The 17,651-nt window shown below is 52.2% G+C and carries 12 protein-coding genes and 4 tRNA genes; 15 read left to right on the plus strand and 1 reads right to left on the minus strand.

Annotation, left to right across the window (positions count from 1 at the left end; all coding sequences use genetic code 11):
* Positions 1-169: 169 nt before the first annotated feature.
* Positions 170-1,234 carry a UDP-N-acetylmuramate dehydrogenase gene (gene murB / locus LQ901_RS00005; RefSeq protein WP_230405842.1) on the plus strand — a complete coding sequence of 355 codons (1,065 nt, stop codon included), beginning with the start codon at positions 170-172 and terminating at the stop codon, positions 1,232-1,234.
* Positions 1,231-2,205, plus strand: a complete 975-nt coding sequence (gene birA / locus LQ901_RS00010) for a bifunctional biotin--[acetyl-CoA-carboxylase] ligase/biotin operon repressor BirA (RefSeq protein ID WP_039046779.1) — start codon at positions 1,231-1,233, stop codon at positions 2,203-2,205. Before murB ends, birA begins: the two co-directional genes overlap by 4 nt.
* A 76-nt stretch (positions 2,206-2,281) precedes the next feature.
* Here birA and coaA read toward each other — a convergent pair whose 3' ends face one another.
* Positions 2,282-3,229, minus strand: a complete 948-nt coding sequence (coaA, locus tag LQ901_RS00015; protein WP_010864829.1) for a type I pantothenate kinase — start codon at positions 3,227-3,229, stop codon at positions 2,282-2,284.
* Between the two features lie 207 nt (positions 3,230-3,436).
* Between coaA and LQ901_RS00020 the strand changes: the two genes are divergently transcribed.
* From LQ901_RS00020 to rpoC, 13 genes are all read left to right on the plus strand, one after another.
* Positions 3,437-3,512, plus strand: a tRNA-Thr gene (locus LQ901_RS00020).
* Between the two features lie 13 nt (positions 3,513-3,525).
* Positions 3,526-3,610 (plus strand) — tRNA-Tyr (locus tag LQ901_RS00025).
* Between the two features lie 34 nt (positions 3,611-3,644).
* A tRNA-Gly gene (locus LQ901_RS00030) sits at positions 3,645-3,719 on the plus strand.
* A gap of 7 nt (positions 3,720-3,726) precedes the next feature.
* Positions 3,727-3,802 (plus strand) — tRNA-Thr (locus LQ901_RS00035).
* 115 nt (positions 3,803-3,917) lie between these two features.
* The gene (tuf, locus tag LQ901_RS00040; RefSeq protein WP_064978262.1) at positions 3,918-5,102 is read left to right on the plus strand and encodes an elongation factor Tu; all 1,185 of its coding nucleotides are present in this window, start codon (positions 3,918-3,920) and stop codon (positions 5,100-5,102) included.
* 192 nt (positions 5,103-5,294) lie between these two features.
* A complete protein-coding gene (gene secE, locus LQ901_RS00045; RefSeq protein ID WP_010864827.1) occupies positions 5,295-5,678 on the plus strand; it encodes a preprotein translocase subunit SecE in 384 nt (127 codons plus the stop codon).
* 1 nt (position 5,679) lies between these two features.
* Positions 5,680-6,225 carry a transcription termination/antitermination protein NusG gene (gene nusG / locus LQ901_RS00050; protein WP_010864826.1) on the plus strand — a complete coding sequence of 182 codons (546 nt, stop codon included), beginning with the start codon at positions 5,680-5,682 and terminating at the stop codon, positions 6,223-6,225.
* A gap of 115 nt (positions 6,226-6,340) precedes the next feature.
* On the plus strand, positions 6,341-6,769 hold the full coding sequence (rplK, locus tag LQ901_RS00055; protein ID WP_010864825.1) for a 50S ribosomal protein L11: 429 nt from the start codon (positions 6,341-6,343) through the stop codon (positions 6,767-6,769).
* Positions 6,770-6,773: 4 nt separating this feature from the next.
* Positions 6,774-7,475 (plus strand): 50S ribosomal protein L1, encoded by a 702-nt coding sequence (gene rplA, locus LQ901_RS00060; protein ID WP_010864824.1) that lies wholly within the window; start codon positions 6,774-6,776, stop codon positions 7,473-7,475.
* Between the two features lie 261 nt (positions 7,476-7,736).
* Positions 7,737-8,234: a 50S ribosomal protein L10 gene (gene rplJ / locus LQ901_RS00065; RefSeq protein WP_010864823.1), complete on the plus strand. Its 498-nt coding sequence runs from the start codon at positions 7,737-7,739 to the stop codon at positions 8,232-8,234.
* A 63-nt stretch (positions 8,235-8,297) separates the two neighbouring features.
* Complete coding sequence (rplL, locus tag LQ901_RS00070; protein WP_010864822.1) at positions 8,298-8,663, plus strand: 50S ribosomal protein L7/L12; 366 nt, start codon at positions 8,298-8,300, stop codon at positions 8,661-8,663.
* A 322-nt stretch (positions 8,664-8,985) separates the two neighbouring features.
* Entirely contained in the window at positions 8,986-13,014 is a 4,029-nt protein-coding gene (gene rpoB, locus LQ901_RS00075) for a DNA-directed RNA polymerase subunit beta (protein ID WP_010864821.1), read from the plus strand.
* Positions 13,015-13,111: 97 nt separating this feature from the next.
* Positions 13,112-17,335, plus strand: a complete 4,224-nt coding sequence (gene rpoC / locus LQ901_RS00080; protein WP_010864820.1) for a DNA-directed RNA polymerase subunit beta' — start codon at positions 13,112-13,114, stop codon at positions 17,333-17,335.
* Positions 17,336-17,651 lie beyond the last annotated feature (316 nt).

Raw genomic sequence — 17,651 nt, forward strand, 5'->3', positions numbered from 1 at the left:
CAAATAAGTGAAGAGCCCATCCTAGCGGATGGGCTTTTTGCGTTTTTAGTCCCTCTTAAGCAACTGCTTACATCGCGGTAGGCACAAAATTCCAGTAGAATGACCGCAATTGAGTGAGTATTTACGCCGCAATTGTGCGTAATGGATAGAACCCAGGTCATCAGCATCTATGCCTACATCAACGCCAACAGCGATGTCATCAGCATCGTGGCCATCATTACAGCCTTTCCACACGTTCGGTTTGCCGGTACGAGCACGCAAAATCAGCCAAGTGACGCAATTGAGCGAGCTATTAGCATTAAGCCGTGCTTCATTGCAGGCTAATGAGCCACTGCTGATTTTAGGCGGTGGCAGCAATATGTTGTTTACTGAAGACTTTGCTGGGCATGTCATCGTGAACCGCTTACGTGGCATTTGTTGTAGCGAAAGCGAGCAGGCATGGCATCTGCATGTGGCGGCCGGGGAGAATTGGCACCAATTGGTGGAGTACACGCTGGCGCACAACTTACCAGGAATGGAGAATCTGGCATTGATCCCCGGCTGCTGCGGGTCGGCACCGATTCAGAACATTGGCGCTTATGGCGTAGAGTTTGAAAAAGTGTGCGAGTACGTGGAGGTGTTGGACCTGACGAGTGGCGAGACTGTGCGTTTATCGCGCGAAGAGTGCCAGTTTGGTTATCGCGACAGTATCTTCAAACATCGCTATCAGCATGGGTATGTGATCACCGCAGTTGGTTTGCGCTTGCCAAAAGCTTGGCAGCCGGTGCTCAGCTATGGTGACTTAGCTAAGCTGGATCCGCGCAGCGTAACGGCACAGCAGATTTTCACCATCGTGTGCCAGATGCGCCAGAGTAAATTGCCGGATCCGGCGCAGCAGGGCAATGCGGGTAGCTTTTTCAAAAACCCGTTGGTCAGCGGTGAAACGTTGGCCGATCTACGCCAAACATACCCGAGCATCCCGTGTTACCCACAACCGGACGGCCAGTATAAATTGGCGGCGGGCTGGCTGATTGATCAGTGTGGCTTGAAGGGACACCGTATTGGCGGTGCGGCGGTGCATGATAAACAAGCGTTGGTGCTGGTCAATCAAGGCAACGCTACTGCTCGTGATGTGGTGCAACTGGCACATACCGTGCGTCAGCAGGTGTTGGCGCGCTTTGCCGTCGCGTTGGAGCCGGAAGTTCGCTTCATGGGCGCCGATGGGGAAATTAACGCAGTACAGGCGATTGCATGAAGAACAGTGAGACTCCACTGCAGATCGTTCGCTGGTTAGCGGACGGTGAATTTCGCTCCGGCGAGCGTTTAGGCGAGTGGCTCGGGATCTCTCGCGCCGCTGTCAGCAAACATATCCGTACCTTGCAAAGCTGGGGCATCGATGTGTTTACTGTTCCTGGGAAAGGCTATCGTTTAGCCGAGCCGATGGAGCTATTGACGACCGAGCGTTTGCAGGCCTTAGCACCAGAAGCCCAGTTTGCGCTGTTACCGGTGATTGACTCAACCAATCAGTATTTACTGGATCGGATTGGGCAATATCCATCGGGCTATGCCTGTCTGGCGGAATACCAGCATGCGGGGCGTGGGCGCCGTGGGCGGGTGTGGCAATCGCCGTTTGGGGCCAATCTTTATTTATCGATGTACTGGCGGCTAGACCAAGGGCCGGCGGCCGCGGTTGGCTTGAGTCTGGCTATTGGCGTGATTGTGGCGGATGTGTTGACCTCGCTTGGCGTGGGGGATGTTAAGGTCAAATGGCCGAATGACTTGTACCTGAACGACAAAAAGCTTTCCGGTATTTTGGTCGAGCTGACCGGACAAACCGGCGATGCGGCACATATCGTGTTGGGGATGGGGATTAATGTAGCGTTACCGGCCTCGGTGCGTGAGCAAATTGATCAGCCGTGCGCCTGCGTGAAAGATGTGTGTCCGGAGTTATCGCGCAATCAACTGGCTGCGGCATTGTTGCAAGCGTTACAACAGCAACTGCCGCGTTATGAGCAAGCGGGCTTAGGGGCGTTTTATGAGCGCTGGAATGAGCTGGATAACTTCGCGGGCCGACAGGTGCGTTTGTTGATGGGCGAGCGCTGCGTGGAAGGGGTGGCGTGCGGTATCGATAGCCATGGCGCACTGCGTTTACGGTTAGCAGACGGTACGTTGAAAAGTTTTATCGGCGGTGAGATCTCACTGCGCCCGGTCACCGCCGCTCAGTAAGGGGGCATTGCGTAGTCTGGCCACAAAATCGCGAGGCATTAGGCCTCGCGATGGTCTCTAAGCTAGGTTGCTGGGCTTATTTGCGCAGACAAACACGCTCGACCGCGTGCTCTTTGCCCTTCGTCAAAATCAGACTGGCGCGTTCACGCGTCGGTAAGATATTTTGCTGCAGATTGAGCCCGTTGATCTCATCCCAAATCTGATTGGCGATACTGACGGCTTCCTCTTCACTTAACTTGGCATAGTTATGGAAGTAGGAGTTTGGATCAGAGAAGGCACCTTTTCTAAACTTCAAGAACCGCTCGATATACCAACTTTTCAGCAGCGCCGTATCGGCATCCACATAGATAGAGAAGTCGACGAAGTCAGACACAAACACCCGATGGGGGTCGTGCGGATAATCCATCCCGCTTTGCAGTACATTCAACCCTTCCAGCAGCAAGATATCTGGCTGCTCAATCACCTTCTCACCATCCGGCACAATGTCATAGATCAGGTGGGAATACACCGGTGCACTGACGCGTGGTTGGCCCGATTTAACATCGGAAATAAACTGCACGAAGCGGCGCATGTCATAGGACTCCGGAAAGCCCTTCTTTTTCATGATCCCACGTTCATGCAAGACCGCATTCGGATGCAAAAAACCATCGGTGGTGACCAACTCGACATGACGATGCTCCGGCCAGCGGCTGAGCAGCGCCTGCAAAATCCGCGCGGTGGTACTTTTACCAACCGCCACACTGCCGGCAATACCAATCACATACGGAATGCGCTGTCCTTCGCGTCCTAAAAACTGATCCAGCACCGATTGACGACGTAAATTGGAGCGGATGTAAAAGTTGAGCAAGCGGGAAAGGGGCAAGTAAATCTCAATGACCTCATCTAACGAGAGCTCATCGTTAATCCCTTTCAGACGCTCCAAATCTGACTCGGTCAGCGTCAGCGGGATCGCATCCCGCAGGTCAGCCCACTCTTGCCGCTCAAACGACACAAAAGGCGTGGTTATATCTTGATGTTTTGTCATAGCCAATCCGGGGTCGAACAAACGAATGTCCGACCACTAAAAAGAGATCGGTACAGAGCGCACCTGTCGCAAAGCGCATAGTATAAAGCGTTATAGGCATATGTTCTGAACAAAATCTAGGCGAACGACGCATTTCGGCAATTTTTTTGCGCTAAAGGTGTTGCATCCTTTCCAGAGTCACCATAGAATGCGCAGCACTTGTGGTACGCCGGCTTAGCTCAGTAGGTAGAGCAACTGACTTGTAATCAGTAGGTCGCCAGTTCGATTCCGGCAGCCGGCACCATAACAAAGAATCCGGAGGGATTCCCGAGCGGCCAAAGGGATCAGACTGTAAATCTGACGGCTCAGCCTTCGAAGGTTCGAATCCTTCTCCCTCCACCAAATTTTACCATATGTGGTAGCCGAGTTTCAGGATGCGGGCATCGTATAATGGCTATTACCTCAGCCTTCCAAGCTGATGATGCGGGTTCGATTCCCGCTGCCCGCTCCAACAAAGTGCTGATATGGCTCAGTCGGTAGAGCGCACCCTTGGTAAGGGTGAGGTCCCCAGTTCGATTCTGGGTATCAGCACCATTTCTTCCTGAACTCTTCTATCCCATTTTCACCGTTGATGTATACTCAGCAAGCACTACGCTTGGTTGATGTGGTAACTATTGCCACCGATAACCGTGTCTAGAGGGACAATTCAATGTCTAAAGAGAAATTTGAACGTACTAAACCGCACGTTAACGTTGGTACTATCGGCCACGTTGACCACGGTAAAACTACCCTGACTGCAGCTATCACTACCGTACTGTCTAAAGTATACGGTGGTCAGGCTCGTGCATTCGATCAGATCGATAACGCGCCAGAAGAAAAAGCTCGTGGTATCACCATCAACACTTCTCACGTAGAGTACGACACCCCAACTCGTCACTACGCGCACGTTGACTGCCCAGGTCACGCCGACTACGTGAAGAACATGATCACTGGTGCTGCTCAGATGGACGGCGCTATCCTGGTAGTAGCTGCGACTGACGGCCCAATGCCTCAGACTCGTGAGCACATCCTGCTGGGTCGTCAGGTAGGCGTTCCTTACATCATCGTGTTCCTGAACAAGTGTGACATGGTTGATGACGAAGAGCTGCTGGAACTGGTAGAAATGGAAGTACGTGAGCTGCTGTCTCAGTACGACTTCCCAGGCGACGATACTCCAGTTGTTCGCGGTTCTGCACTGAAAGCGCTGGAAGGCGATGCTCAGTGGGAAGAGAAGATTGTTGAACTGGCAGGCTACCTGGACAGCTACATCCCTGAGCCAGAGCGTGCTATCGACAAGCCATTCCTGCTGCCAATCGAAGACGTATTCTCTATCTCCGGTCGTGGTACTGTAGTAACTGGTCGTGTAGAGCGCGGTATCATCAAAGTTGGTGAAGAAGTAGAAATCGTTGGTATCAAAGAGACTACCAAGACTACTTGTACCGGCGTTGAAATGTTCCGTAAGCTGCTGGACGAAGGTCGTGCGGGCGAGAACGTAGGTGTTCTGCTGCGTGGTACCAAGCGTGATGACGTAGAGCGTGGTCAGGTTCTGGCTAAGCCAGGCTCAATCAACCCACACACCAACTTTGTAGCAGAAGTTTATATTCTGTCCAAAGATGAAGGTGGTCGTCACACTCCATTCTTCAAAGGCTACCGTCCACAGTTCTACTTCCGTACAACTGACGTGACCGGTACCATCGAACTGCCAGAAGGCGTAGAGATGGTAATGCCAGGTGACAACATTCAAATGGTTGTTACCCTGATTGCACCAATCGCGATGGACGAAGGCTTGCGCTTCGCTATCCGTGAAGGTGGCCGTACTGTAGGTGCGGGCGTGGTTGCTAAGATCATCGCCTAAGGCCTGATTGATACGCAGAAAAGGGCATCTTTATGATGCCCTTTTTCTACGTTTATCAGCAGGGATTACAATAAGTCTCGGTTGATAAGCGTATATAGGGTAATATACGCCTTACTGACTACCTCGCCTTGCGAGGTTGAGTTATTTGTATCAAGTTTATTTTTATTCGTTCGAGAGTAACAGGTGGGTTGTATGAATGCGAATACCGAAACCCAAGGCAGTGGAAGCAGCTTGAACATCGTTAAATGGGTTGGCGTTTTCGCTATCCTGATAGCAACCGTGGTCGGTAATGCTGTATTTGATGATGTCGCAGTCGTGCTCCGCGCTTTGGTGATTATTTTGATGGTGGCTGCGGCATTAGGTCTTGCTGCCTTTACTCGTCAGGGTAAATCTTTCCTGGAATTCGCTCGCGAATCCCGGATCGAAGTGCGCAAAGTCGTATGGCCAACCCGTCAGGAGACCACGCATACAACCCTGATTGTTGCGGCTGTTACTGTCGTTATGGCACTGGCACTGTGGGGACTGGATACAATTCTGGTTAACCTGGTGTCCTTTATTACAGGCTTGAGGTTCTAACATGACTGAGGCTCCTAAAAAACGTTGGTACGTTGTACAGGCGTTTTCCGGTTTTGAGGGCCGCGTGGCTCAATCGCTGCGTGAGCATATCAAGCTGCACAACATGGAAGAGCTGTTCGGTGAGGTCTTGGTACCGACCGAAGAAGTCGTTGAAATGCGCGGTGGTCAACGCCGTAAGAGCGAGCGGAAGTTTTTCCCTGGCTATGTGCTGGTTCAGATGGTGATGGAAGACCGCAGCTGGCACTTGGTGCGTAGCATTCCACGCGTGATGGGTTTCATCGGTGGAACCTCTGATCGTCCAGCACCAATCAGCGATAAAGAAGCGGATGCTATTTTGAATCGCCTGCAGCAAGTGGGTGATAAGCCACGTCCGAAAACCCTGTTTGAACCGGGTGAAATGGTACGGGTTAATGACGGTCCATTCGCTGATTTCAACGGCGTGGTGGAAGAAGTCGATTACGAGAAGAGCCGCCTGAAAGTGTCGGTCTCTATTTTTGGCCGAGCGACTCCAGTTGAACTGGACTTCAGCCAAGTCGAAAAGGCGTGATCAGATTTTAGTCTAATGCTTGAAAAGGGCGCGAAATTAAACTACAATTTCGCGCCTTTTTGTTATCGGGGAGCCTTAATTCTGAGGCGCTCGAACCCAAACTGAGGAAATATCAATGGCTAAGAAAGTACAAGCCTACGTTAAGCTGCAAGTTGCAGCTGGTATGGCTAACCCGTCGCCACCAGTTGGTCCAGCTCTGGGTCAACAGGGTGTTAACATCATGGAATTCTGTAAGGCGTTCAATGCTCGTACTGAGAGCATGGAAAAAGGCCTGCCAATTCCAGTGGTTATCACTGTTTACGCAGACCGTTCTTTCACCTTCGTTACCAAGACTCCTCCAGCAGCAGTTCTGCTGAAGAAAGCAGCTGGTATCAAGTCAGGTTCCGGTAAGCCGAACAAAGAGAAATGCGGTAAAGTTACTCGCGCTCAAGTTCGCGAAATCGCTGAAACCAAAGCGGCTGATATGACTGGTGCTGACGTAGACGCGATGATGCGTTCTATCGAAGGTACTGCACGTTCCATGGGCCTGCTGGTAGAGGATTAAGACAATGGCTAAGCTGACCAAGCGCATGCGCGTGATCCGTGACAAAGTTGATTCTACTAAGCAGTACGAAATCAACGAAGCCGTTGCTCTGCTGAAAGAGCTGGCGACCGCTAAGTTTGTTGAAAGTGTTGATGTTGCAGTTAATCTGGGTATCGATGCTCGTAAATCTGACCAAAACGTTCGTGGTGCTACCGTTCTGCCACACGGTACTGGCCGTACTGTTCGCGTTGCTGTGTTCACCCAAGGTGCAAACGCAGAAGCTGCGAAAGCCGCTGGTGCTGACCTGGTAGGTATGGAAGATCTGGCTGACCAGATCAAGAAAGGCGAAATGAACTTCGACGTAGTTATCGCATCTCCAGATGCAATGCGCGTTGTTGGTCAACTGGGTCAAATCCTGGGCCCACGCGGTCTGATGCCAAACCCGAAAGTAGGTACTGTAACCCCTAACGTTGCTGAAGCTGTGAACAACGCTAAAGCAGGTCAGGTTCGTTACCGTAACGACAAGAATGGTATCATCCATTCTACCATCGGTAAGGTTGACTTCACCGCCGAGCAGCTGAAAGAGAACCTGGAAGCTCTGCTGGTAGCTCTGAAGAAAGCGAAGCCTTCTTCTGCTAAAGGTGTGTTCATCAAGAAAGTTAGCATCTCCACCACTATGGGTGCTGGTGTAGCTCTGGATCAGAACAGCCTGAGCGCTGCTGTTTAATCAACAGCTTTGCTTTACAAAGGCGTTGGATTTCTATACAATCTAACGCCTTTGATTATGGTTGGAGCTTGGCCTTTTCCAAGCCTCCGTCCAAGACCGCAGGTGTACTGCGAAGTACTTAATCCGATCAACCTGCGTAGACGGTGACAGAACCGAAAGAATTTTTTCTGACTGGATTCTGCTCGCCGTGTATTACGCCCGTTTATTCGGGTGGTGTGAGTTCCGAGCAATTACGCTCGGCTAATCCAGGAGCAAAAGCCAATGGCACTGAATCTTCAAGACAAACAAGCGATTGTTGCTGAAGTCAACGAAGTGGCCAAAGGTGCGCTGTCTGCAGTTATCGCCGATGCACGTGGCGTTTCTGTAGCAAAAATGACTGAACTGCGCAAAACCAGCCGTGAAGCTGGCGTGTACGTACGTGTAGTACGTAACACCCTGCTGCGTCGTGCTGTTGCCGGCACCTCTTACGAGTGCATGGCTGATGCGTTTGTTGGTCCAACTCTGGTTGCATTCTCTAACGAACATCCGGGCGCAGCTGCTCGTCTGTTCAAAGCATTTGCTAAAGACAATGCCAACTTTGAAGTTAAGGGCGCAGCCTTTGAAGGCGAGTTTATCCAAGCGGCTCAAATTGACCGTCTGGCAACTCTGCCAACTTACGACGAAGCGATTGCACGCTTGATGGCGACCATGAAAGAAGCCTCTGCAGGCAAACTGGTTCGCACTATTGCGGCTATTCGCGACGCCAAAGAAGCAGCGTAATTACGCCTTTTTTAGCGTGTCGTTTGCAAGATAACCATCTTCTTATTTTAGGAAATAATTGCTATGTCTATCACTAAAGAGCAAATCATTGATGCAGTTGCAGCAATGTCTGTAATGGAAGTTGTTGAGCTGATCTCTGCAATGGAAGAGAAGTTCGGCGTTTCTGCTGCTGCTGCTGTAGCTGTTGCTGCGGGTCCAGCTGAAGCTGCTGAAGAGAAGACTGAATTCGACGTAGTTCTGTCTGCTGTTGGCGCGAACAAAGTAGCTGTTATCAAAGCAGTACGTGGCGCAACTGGTCTGGGCCTGAAAGAAGCTAAAGACCTGGTAGAATCTGCTCCAGCTAACCTGAAAGAAGGTATCAGCAAAGCAGAAGCTGAAGCTCTGAAGAAAGATCTGGAAGAAGCTGGTGCTTCTGTTGAAATCAAGTAATCGGACTTTCCAGTTCGTAGCCTGATTTGCAAAGGCTAATGGCTGGTGACTTTTTAGTCACCAGCCTTTTTGCGCTGTAAAGGATGCTTGTGGTGTTTCACACTGTTTGGCCATAAGTGATCCTCAATATTTGTTTCTATCGACGCCTTAATATACTGCGTCAGAGCCAGATCTCTGTGTAAAACGCAATGAAATGGTTTAAGAGTGATAGAAACAGGTATTGCGAAGGGTACATCGTCCTTCGGTCACAAAATAGTGTTGCACGAACTGTCCTATCAGGACGGACAGAATGGGTCGACTATTCAGCGAGCTGAGGAACCCTATGGTTTACTCCTATACCGAGAAAAAACGCATTCGTAAGGACTTTGGTAAACGTCCACAGGTTTTGGACGTGCCTTACTTACTCTCCATCCAGCTTGACTCGTTTCAAAAGTTTATCGAGCAAGATCCGGAAGGGCAGTACGGTCTGGAAGCGGCGTTCCGCTCCGTCTTCCCGATCCAGAGCTACAGCGGCAATTCTGAGCTGCAATACGTTAGCTATCGTCTCGGTGAGCCAGTCTTTGATGTAAAAGAGTGCCAAATCCGTGGCGTAACTTATTCTGCTCCTCTGCGTGTCAAACTGCGCATGACGCTGTACGAGAAAGACGCGCCAGAAGGCACAGTAAAAGACATTAAAGAACAAGAAGTCTACATGGGCGAAATTCCGCTCATGACCGAGAACGGTACTTTCGTTATCAACGGTACCGAGCGAGTTATCGTATCCCAGCTGCATCGTAGCCCGGGTGTGTTCTTTGACAGCGATAAGGGTAAAACCCACTCCTCCGGTAAGGTACTGTATAACGCACGTATTATCCCTTACCGTGGTTCTTGGCTGGATTTCGAATTTGATCCGAAAGACAACCTGTTTGTACGTATTGACCGTCGTCGTAAGTTGCCAGCCACCATTATCCTGCGTGCGCTGAACTACACGACTGAGCAGATCTTGAATCTGTTCTTCGAAAAGATTGTTTTCGAAGTCCGTCACGGCAAGTTAGAGATGACTCTGGTTCCAGAGCGTCTGCGTGGTGAAACCGCGACCTTCGATATCGAAGCTAACGGCAAAGTGTACGTAGAGAAAGGCCGTCGCATCACCGCTCGTCATATCCGCCAGTTGGAGAAAGACAGCGTTGAGCGTATCGACGTGCCGGTTGAATACATTGTCGGCAAAGTATCGGCAAAAGATTACGTGGATGCCTCCACTGGCGAGCTGATTTGCGGCGCCAACATGGAGCTGTCCCTGGAGACCTTGGCTAAACTGAGCCAAGCCGGTCACAAGACCATCGAGGTGCTGTTCACCAACGATCTGGATCATGGTCCGTACATCTCCGAAACCCTGCGTGTGGATTCCACCACTGATCGCTTAAGCGCTCTGGTTGAAATCTATCGCATGATGCGTCCTGGCGAGCCGCCAACACGTGATGCAGCAGAAGCGCTGTTTGAGAACCTGTTCTTCTCAGCTGACCGCTATGATCTGTCTGCCGTGGGTCGCATGAAGTTTAACCGTTCTCTGCTGCGCGACGAGATCGAAGGCGCGGGTACGCTGAGCAACGAAGACATCATTGATGTCATGAAGAAGCTCATCGATATCCGTAACGGTAAAGGCGAAGTCGATGATATCGACCACCTGGGTAACCGTCGTATTCGTTCCGTTGGCGAAATGGCCGAGAACCAGTTCCGTGTGGGCTTAGTACGTGTTGAGCGTGCGGTGAAAGAGCGTCTGTCTTTAGGCGATCTGGATACCCTGATGCCACAGGATCTGATCAACGCGAAACCAATTTCTGCGGCAGTGAAAGAGTTCTTCGGCTCTTCTCAGCTGTCTCAGTTTATGGATCAGAACAACCCGCTGTCAGAAGTTACGCACAAGCGTCGTATTTCTGCACTGGGCCCGGGCGGTTTGACCCGTGAGCGTGCAGGCTTTGAAGTGCGAGACGTTCACCCGACTCACTACGGTCGTGTGTGTCCAATCGAAACCCCTGAAGGTCCGAACATCGGTCTGATCAACTCCTTGTCTGTGTACGCACAGACCAACGAGTATGGTTTCCTGGAAACCCCGTACCGTCGCGTGAAAGACGGCGTGGTGACCGACGAGATTCATTACCTGTCTGCTATCGAAGAAGGTAACTACGTTATTGCCCAGGCGAACTCCAACCTGGACGAAGACGGCCGCTTCGAAGAAGAACTGGTAACGTGCCGTAGCAAAGGCGAATCCAGCCTGTTCAGCAAAGATCAGGTGGACTACATGGACGTTTCGACCCAACAGGTCGTTTCTGTCGGTGCGTCTTTGATCCCATTCCTGGAGCACGATGATGCTAACCGCGCCCTGATGGGTGCGAACATGCAACGTCAGGCTGTACCTACTCTGCGTGCTGATAAGCCGCTGGTTGGTACCGGTATGGAGCGCGCTGTAGCGGTTGACTCCGGTGTAACCGTAGTTGCTAAGCGTGGCGGTGAAATCCAGTACGTGGATGCATCCCGTATCGTTATTAAAGTTAACGAAGACGAGACCATTCCAGGTGAAGCTGGCATCGATATTTACAACCTGACCAAGTACACCCGTTCTAACCAGAACACCTGTATCAACCAGATCCCATGTGTATCACTGGGTGAGCCGGTTGAGCGTGGTGATGTGCTGGCAGACGGTCCGTCCACCGATTTGGGTGAACTGGCGCTGGGTCAGAACATGCGCGTGGCGTTCATGCCATGGAACGGTTACAACTTCGAAGACTCCATCTTGGTTTCCGAGCGTGTAGTTCAAGAAGACCGTTTCACCACTATTCACATCCAAGAACTGGCATGTGTAGCGCGTGATACTAAGCTGGGCCCTGAAGAGATCACGGCTGACATCCCGAACGTGGGTGAAGCAGCGCTGTCTAAGCTGGATGAATCCGGTATCGTGTATATCGGTGCGGAAGTGAAGGGCGGAGACATTCTGGTTGGTAAGGTAACGCCGAAAGGTGAAACTCAGCTGACGCCAGAAGAGAAGCTGCTGCGTGCGATCTTCGGTGAGAAAGCGTCTGACGTGAAGGATTCTTCCCTGCGCGTACCAAATGGCACCTCCGGTACCATTATCGACGTTCAGGTCTTTACCCGTGATGGCGTAGAGAAAGACAAGCGTGCACTCGAAATCGAAGAGATGCAGCTCAAGCAGGTTAAGAAAGACCTGACTGAAGAGTTGCAGATCCTGGAAGCCGGTCTGTTTGCTCGTATCCACGATCTGCTGGTTGCTGGCGGTCTGGAAGCGGAGAAACTGGCTAAACTGTCTCGCGACAAGTGGCTGGATCTGGGTCTGGATGATGAAGAGAAGCAAAATCAGCTGGAACAGCTGATCGAGCAGTACGACGAGCTGAAGGCTGAGTTCGAGAAGAAACTGGAAGCGAAGCGTCGTAAGATCACTCAAGGCGACGATCTGGCACCAGGCGTGCTGAAGATCGTGAAGGTTTATCTGGCCGTTAAACGTCAGATCCAGCCGGGTGATAAGATGGCGGGTCGTCACGGTAACAAGGGTGTTATCTCTAAGATTAACCCTATCGAAGACATGCCACACGATGCCAACGGTGTTCCGGTTGATATCGTGCTGAACCCGCTGGGCGTACCATCTCGTATGAACATCGGTCAGATCCTGGAAACTCACCTGGGTATGGCGGCGAAAGGTATCGGCGAGAAGATCAACGCGATGATCAAGCAGCAGCAAGAAGTTGCCAAGCTGCGTGAGTTCATCCAGAAAGCGTATGATCTGGGTAGCGATGTTCGCCAGAAAGTCGACATGAGCACCTTCTCTGATGACGAAGTGCTGCGTCTGGCGGAAAACCTGCGTAAGGGTATGCCACTGGCGACCCCAGTCTTTGACGGTGCGAAAGAGTCCGAAATCAAAGACCTGCTGGAACTGGGCGGCTTGCCACGTTCTGGTCAGATTACGCTGTTTGATGGCCGTACCGGTGAGCAGTTTGAGCGTCCAGTAACCGTGGGTTACATGTACATGCTGAAACTGAACCACCTGGTTGATGACAAGATGCACGCCCGTTCTACCGGCTCTTACAGTCTGGTTACTCAGCAGCCGCTGGGTGGTAAGGCGCAGTTCGGTGGTCAGCGTTTCGGTGAGATGGAAGTGTGGGCACTGGAAGCATACGGTGCTGCTTATACTCTGCAGGAAATGCTGACTGTTAAGTCGGATGACGTGAACGGCCGTACCAAGATGTATAAGAACATCGTGGATGGCGATCATCGTATGGAACCGGGTATGCCAGAGTCCTTCAACGTATTGTTGAAAGAGATCCGCTCTCTGGGTATCAACATCGAGCTGGAAGACGAATAAGGTCCTCTCTCGATTGCGGTTGCAATGACATCGCAGCAGGAAATAGGAGCGCGGCGCCGCCGCGCTCCACTGGTTTAACTCCGACGGGAGCCAATCCGTGAAAGACTTACTAAAGTTTCTGAAAGCGCAAACTAAGACCGAAGAGTTTGATGCCATCAAAATCGGTCTTGCGTCTCCAGACATGATCCGTTCTTGGTCTTTCGGCGAAGTGAAAAAGCCGGAAACCATTAACTACCGTACCTTCAAGCCTGAGCGCGACGGCCTGTTCTGTGCCCGCATCTTTGGCCCAGTGAAGGATTACGAGTGTCTGTGTGGCAAGTACAAGCGCCTGAAGCATCGTGGCGTGATTTGTGAGAAGTGTGGCGTCGAAGTGACCCAGACTAAAGTTCGTCGTGACCGTATGGGCCACATCGAACTGGCTTGCCCGACTGCGCATATCTGGTTCCTGAAATCTCTGCCATCCCGCATCGGTTTGCTGCTGGACATGCCTCTGCGTGATATCGAACGTGTACTGTACTTCGAATCTTACGTAGTTGTTGAAGGCGGCATGACCAACTTGGATCGTGGCCAGATGCTGACTGAAGAGCAGTACCTGGATGCACTGGAAGAGTTCGGTGACGAATTTGACGCCAAGATGGGTGCGGAAGCGGTACAGGCCCTGCTGAAAGCGATGGACCTGCCGGCTGAGTGCGAACAGCTGCGCGAAGAGCTGAACGAAACGAATTCCGAGACCAAGCGTAAGAAGATCACTAAGCGTATCAAGCTGCTGGAAGCGTTCATTCAATCTGGTAACAAGCCAGAGTGGATGATCCTGACCGTGCTGCCGGTACTGCCGCCAGATCTGCGTCCGCTGGTTCCGTTGGACGGTGGCCGTTTTGCGACCTCCGATCTGAACGATCTGTATCGCCGCGTGATCAACCGTAACAACCGTTTGAAGCGTCTGCTGGATCTGGCTGCGCCAGACATCATCGTACGTAACGAAAAACGTATGCTGCAAGAAGCGGTTGATGCGCTGCTGGATAACGGTCGTCGTGGCCGTGCGATTACCGGTTCTAACAAGCGTCCTCTGAAATCTTTGGCCGATATGATCAAAGGTAAGCAGGGTCGTTTCCGTCAGAACCTGCTGGGTAAACGTGTTGACTACTCCGGCCGTTCTGTAATCACCGTAGGTCCATACCTGCGTCTGCATCAGTGCGGTCTGCCGAAGAAGATGGGTCTGGAGCTGTTCAAGCCATTCATCTACGGCAAACTGGAAGCACGTGGTCTGGCGACTACCATCAAAGCGGCCAAGAAAATGGTCGAGCGCGAAGAAGCGGTGGTTTGGGATATTCTGGATGAAGTGATCCGTGAACACCCAATCCTGCTGAACCGTGCGCCAACCCTGCACCGTCTGGGTATTCAGGCCTTTGAACCGGTTCTGATCGAAGGTAAAGCTCTGCAGTTGCACCCGCTGGTTTGTGCGGCGTATAACGCGGACTTCGACGGTGACCAGATGGCGGTTCACGTTCCTCTGACGCTGGAAGCGCAGCTGGAAGCCCGTGCGCTGATGATGTCAACCAACAACATCCTGTCTCCGGCATCGGGTGATCCAATCATCGTGCCTTCTCAGGACGTGGTATTGGGTCTGTACTACATGACCCGCGACAAGATCAACGCCAAAGGCGAAGGCATGGTGCTGACTGGTCCGAAAGAAGCGGAACGTCTGTACCGCTCTGGCCAAGCTGAGCTGCATGCGCGCGTTAAGGTTCGTATTACCGAGCACGTGAAGACCGATACCGGTGAAGTAGAAGTGTCTACTCGCCTGATCGACACTACCGTAGGTCGTGCGATCCTGTGGATGATCGTTCCACAAGGTCTGCCTTATTCCATCGTTAACCAAGCGCTGGGTAAGAAAGCGATCTCTCGTATGCTGAACACCTGCTACCGTGTGCTGGGTCTGAAAGCGACCGTCGTGTTTGCTGACCAGATCATGTACACCGGTTTTGCTTACGCAGCCCGTTCCGGCGTGTCCGTTGGTATCGACGACATGGTTATCCCGGAAGCGAAAGCCAAGATTCTGGCCGATGCGGAAGCGGAAGTGGCAGACATTCAGGAGCAGTTCCAGTCTGGTCTGGTAACTGCCGGCGAACGTTACAACAAGGTGATCGATATCTGGGCTGTGGCCAACGATAAAGTATCGAAAGCCATGATGGAAAACCTGTCTACTGAAACCGTAACTAACCGTGACGGCGAAGAAGAGAAGCAGTCTTCCTTCAACAGCGTATTTATGATGGCCGACTCCGGTGCGCGTGGTTCTGCTGCACAGATGCGTCAGCTGGCGGGTATGCGTGGTCTGATGGCGAAGCCAGATGGCTCCATCATCGAAACCCCAATCACCGCGAACTTCCGTGAAGGTCTGAACGTACTCCAGTACTTCATCTCTACTCACGGTGCGCGTAAAGGTCTGGCGGATACCGCACTGAAGACAGCGAACTCCGGTTACCTGACTCGTCGTCTGGTAGACGTAGCGCAAGACTTGGTGATCACCGAAGACGATTGCGGCACTTTGGAAGGCGTAGTCATGACTCCGCTGATCGAAGGCGGCGACGTGAAAGAGCCCCTGCGTGAGCGTGTACTGGGCCGTGTGGCAGCAGAAGACATTCTGATCCCGGGCACTGCAGACATTCTGATCCCGCGCAACACGCTGCTGGATGAGAAACTGTGTGACCTGATCGAAGAGAAATCTGTCGACAGCATCCTGGTTCGTTCTGTGGTTACCTGTAACACCGATTTCGGTGTGTGTGCGAAGTGCTACGGTCGTGACCTGGCCCGTGGTCACCTGGTGAACAAAGGTGAAGCGGTTGGTGTTATCGCGGCACAGTCCATCGGTGAACCAGGTACTCAGCTGACCATGCGTACGTTCCACATCGGTGGTGCGGCATCGCGTGCGGCAGCCGAGAACAGCATCCAGGTGAAGAACAAGGGTAGCTTGAAGCTGCACAACGCGAAGTTCGTAACCAACGCTGATAACAAGCTGGTGATCACTTCTCGTAACACTGAAATGACCGTGATCGACGAGTTCGGTCGTACCAAAGAAAGCTATAAGGTGCCTTACGGTGCCACTATGGCGAAAGGTGACGGCATGGAAGTGAACGCGGGTGAAACCGTGGCGAACTGGGATCCGCACACCATGCCGGTTATTACCGAAGTGGGCGGTTACATCAAGTTTGTCGACATGCTGGATGGCTTGACCATTACCCGCCAGACCGACGAACTGACCGGTTTGTCTTCTCTGGTGGTACTGGATGCAGCCGAGCGTACCGGTGGTGGTAAGGATCTGCGTCCTGCCCTGAAACTGGTTGATGCGAACGGTAACGACATTCTGGTTCCAGGTACCGATATGCCAGCGCAGTACTTCCTGCCAGGCAAAGCGATCGTTCAGTTGGACGACGGTACGCTGGTTGGCACTGGTGATGCTTTGGCCCGTATTCCACAAGAATCCGGCGGTACCAAGGATATTACCGGTGGTCTGCCACGCGTTGCGGACCTGTTTGAAGCTCGTAAGCCGAAAGAGCCTGCGATCCTGGCGGAAATCACCGGTATCGTATCCTTCGGTAAAGAAACCAAAGGCAAGCGTCGTCTGGTGATCACACCAACCGACGGTGGCGATGCTTACGAAGAGATGATTCCGAAGTGGCGTCAGCTGAACGTGTTCGAAGGCGAACTGGTACAGCGTGGCGATGTGATCTCCGATGGTCCAGAGACTCCACATGACATCCTGCGTCTGCGCGGTGTGCATGCGGTGACTAACTATATCGTTAACGAAGTGCAGGACGTTTACCGTCTGCAGGGCGTTAAGATTAACGATAAGCACATCGAAGTTATCATCCGTCAGATGCTGCGTAAGGGTACCATCACTGCCGCTTACGATTCTGAGTTCCTGGAAGGTGAGCAAGCCGAAGTGGCTCGCGTGAAGATCACCAACCGTGAGCGTGAAGCTCAAGGTAAAGAGCCAGTGACCTTCGAACGTGAACTGCTGGGTATCACCAAAGCGTCTCTGGCAACTGAGTCCTTCATCTCCGCGGCGTCCTTCCAGGAAACCACCCGCGTGCTGACTGAAGCGGCCGTTGCTGGTAAGCGTGACGAACTGCGCGGTCTGAAAGAGAACGTTATCGTAGGTCGTCTGATCCCGGCGGGTACCGGTTATGCGTACCACCAAGATCGCAGCCGTCGTCGTCAGAAGGCTGAAGCTCCAGTTGCGCCACAAGTGAGCGCAGAAGAGGCTTCTGCTAACCTGGCCGGTCTGCTGAGCGGTCTGGGCGCACTGGGTGACGACGAATAAGTCGTTCCTCGCGTGACGACTAAGGTCGTGACATCTTAAGCGTGAAAAGGGCACCGGAGACGGTGCCCTTTTTTTATTGCTGCTTAGCATGCGGCAGTTACCGAGCCGATGGGTAGGCCATGCATGGCGACGGGCTTGACGCGTGATACTCCAAGCTTAATAAAACACGGAATAAAAAGCGGAATAAAAAAGGGTAGCGAGTGACCGATAGGGCTGCGCAGCTCGGCTTGGTCTAACTTAGATTAGAGAGTGTTGTGGTATTGCGCGTGAGAGATGGTTAATCGATGGGCAACGGCGGTATCGCTGGTAGACCATT

This window comes from Plesiomonas sp. PI-19, from assembly GCF_021368255.1.
GTDB classification, from domain to species: domain Bacteria; phylum Pseudomonadota; class Gammaproteobacteria; order Enterobacterales; family CAMTGL01; genus Plesiomonas; species Plesiomonas shigelloides.

Coding starts and splice junctions, on each gene's coding strand:
- murB (WP_230405842.1), top strand. CDS start 170: ATGCCTACATCAACGCCAACAGCGATGTCATCAGCATCGTGGCCATCA.
- birA (WP_039046779.1), top strand. CDS start 1,231: ATGAAGAACAGTGAGACTCCACTGCAGATCGTTCGCTGGTTAGCGGAC.
- coaA (WP_010864829.1), bottom strand. CDS start 3,229: ATGACAAAACATCAAGATATAACCACGCCTTTTGTGTCGTTTGAGCGG.
- tuf (WP_064978262.1), top strand. CDS start 3,918: ATGTCTAAAGAGAAATTTGAACGTACTAAACCGCACGTTAACGTTGGT.
- secE (WP_010864827.1), top strand. CDS start 5,295: ATGAATGCGAATACCGAAACCCAAGGCAGTGGAAGCAGCTTGAACATC.
- nusG (WP_010864826.1), top strand. CDS start 5,680: ATGACTGAGGCTCCTAAAAAACGTTGGTACGTTGTACAGGCGTTTTCC.
- rplK (WP_010864825.1), top strand. CDS start 6,341: ATGGCTAAGAAAGTACAAGCCTACGTTAAGCTGCAAGTTGCAGCTGGT.
- rplA (WP_010864824.1), top strand. CDS start 6,774: ATGGCTAAGCTGACCAAGCGCATGCGCGTGATCCGTGACAAAGTTGAT.
- rplJ (WP_010864823.1), top strand. CDS start 7,737: ATGGCACTGAATCTTCAAGACAAACAAGCGATTGTTGCTGAAGTCAAC.
- rplL (WP_010864822.1), top strand. CDS start 8,298: ATGTCTATCACTAAAGAGCAAATCATTGATGCAGTTGCAGCAATGTCT.
- rpoB (WP_010864821.1), top strand. CDS start 8,986: ATGGTTTACTCCTATACCGAGAAAAAACGCATTCGTAAGGACTTTGGT.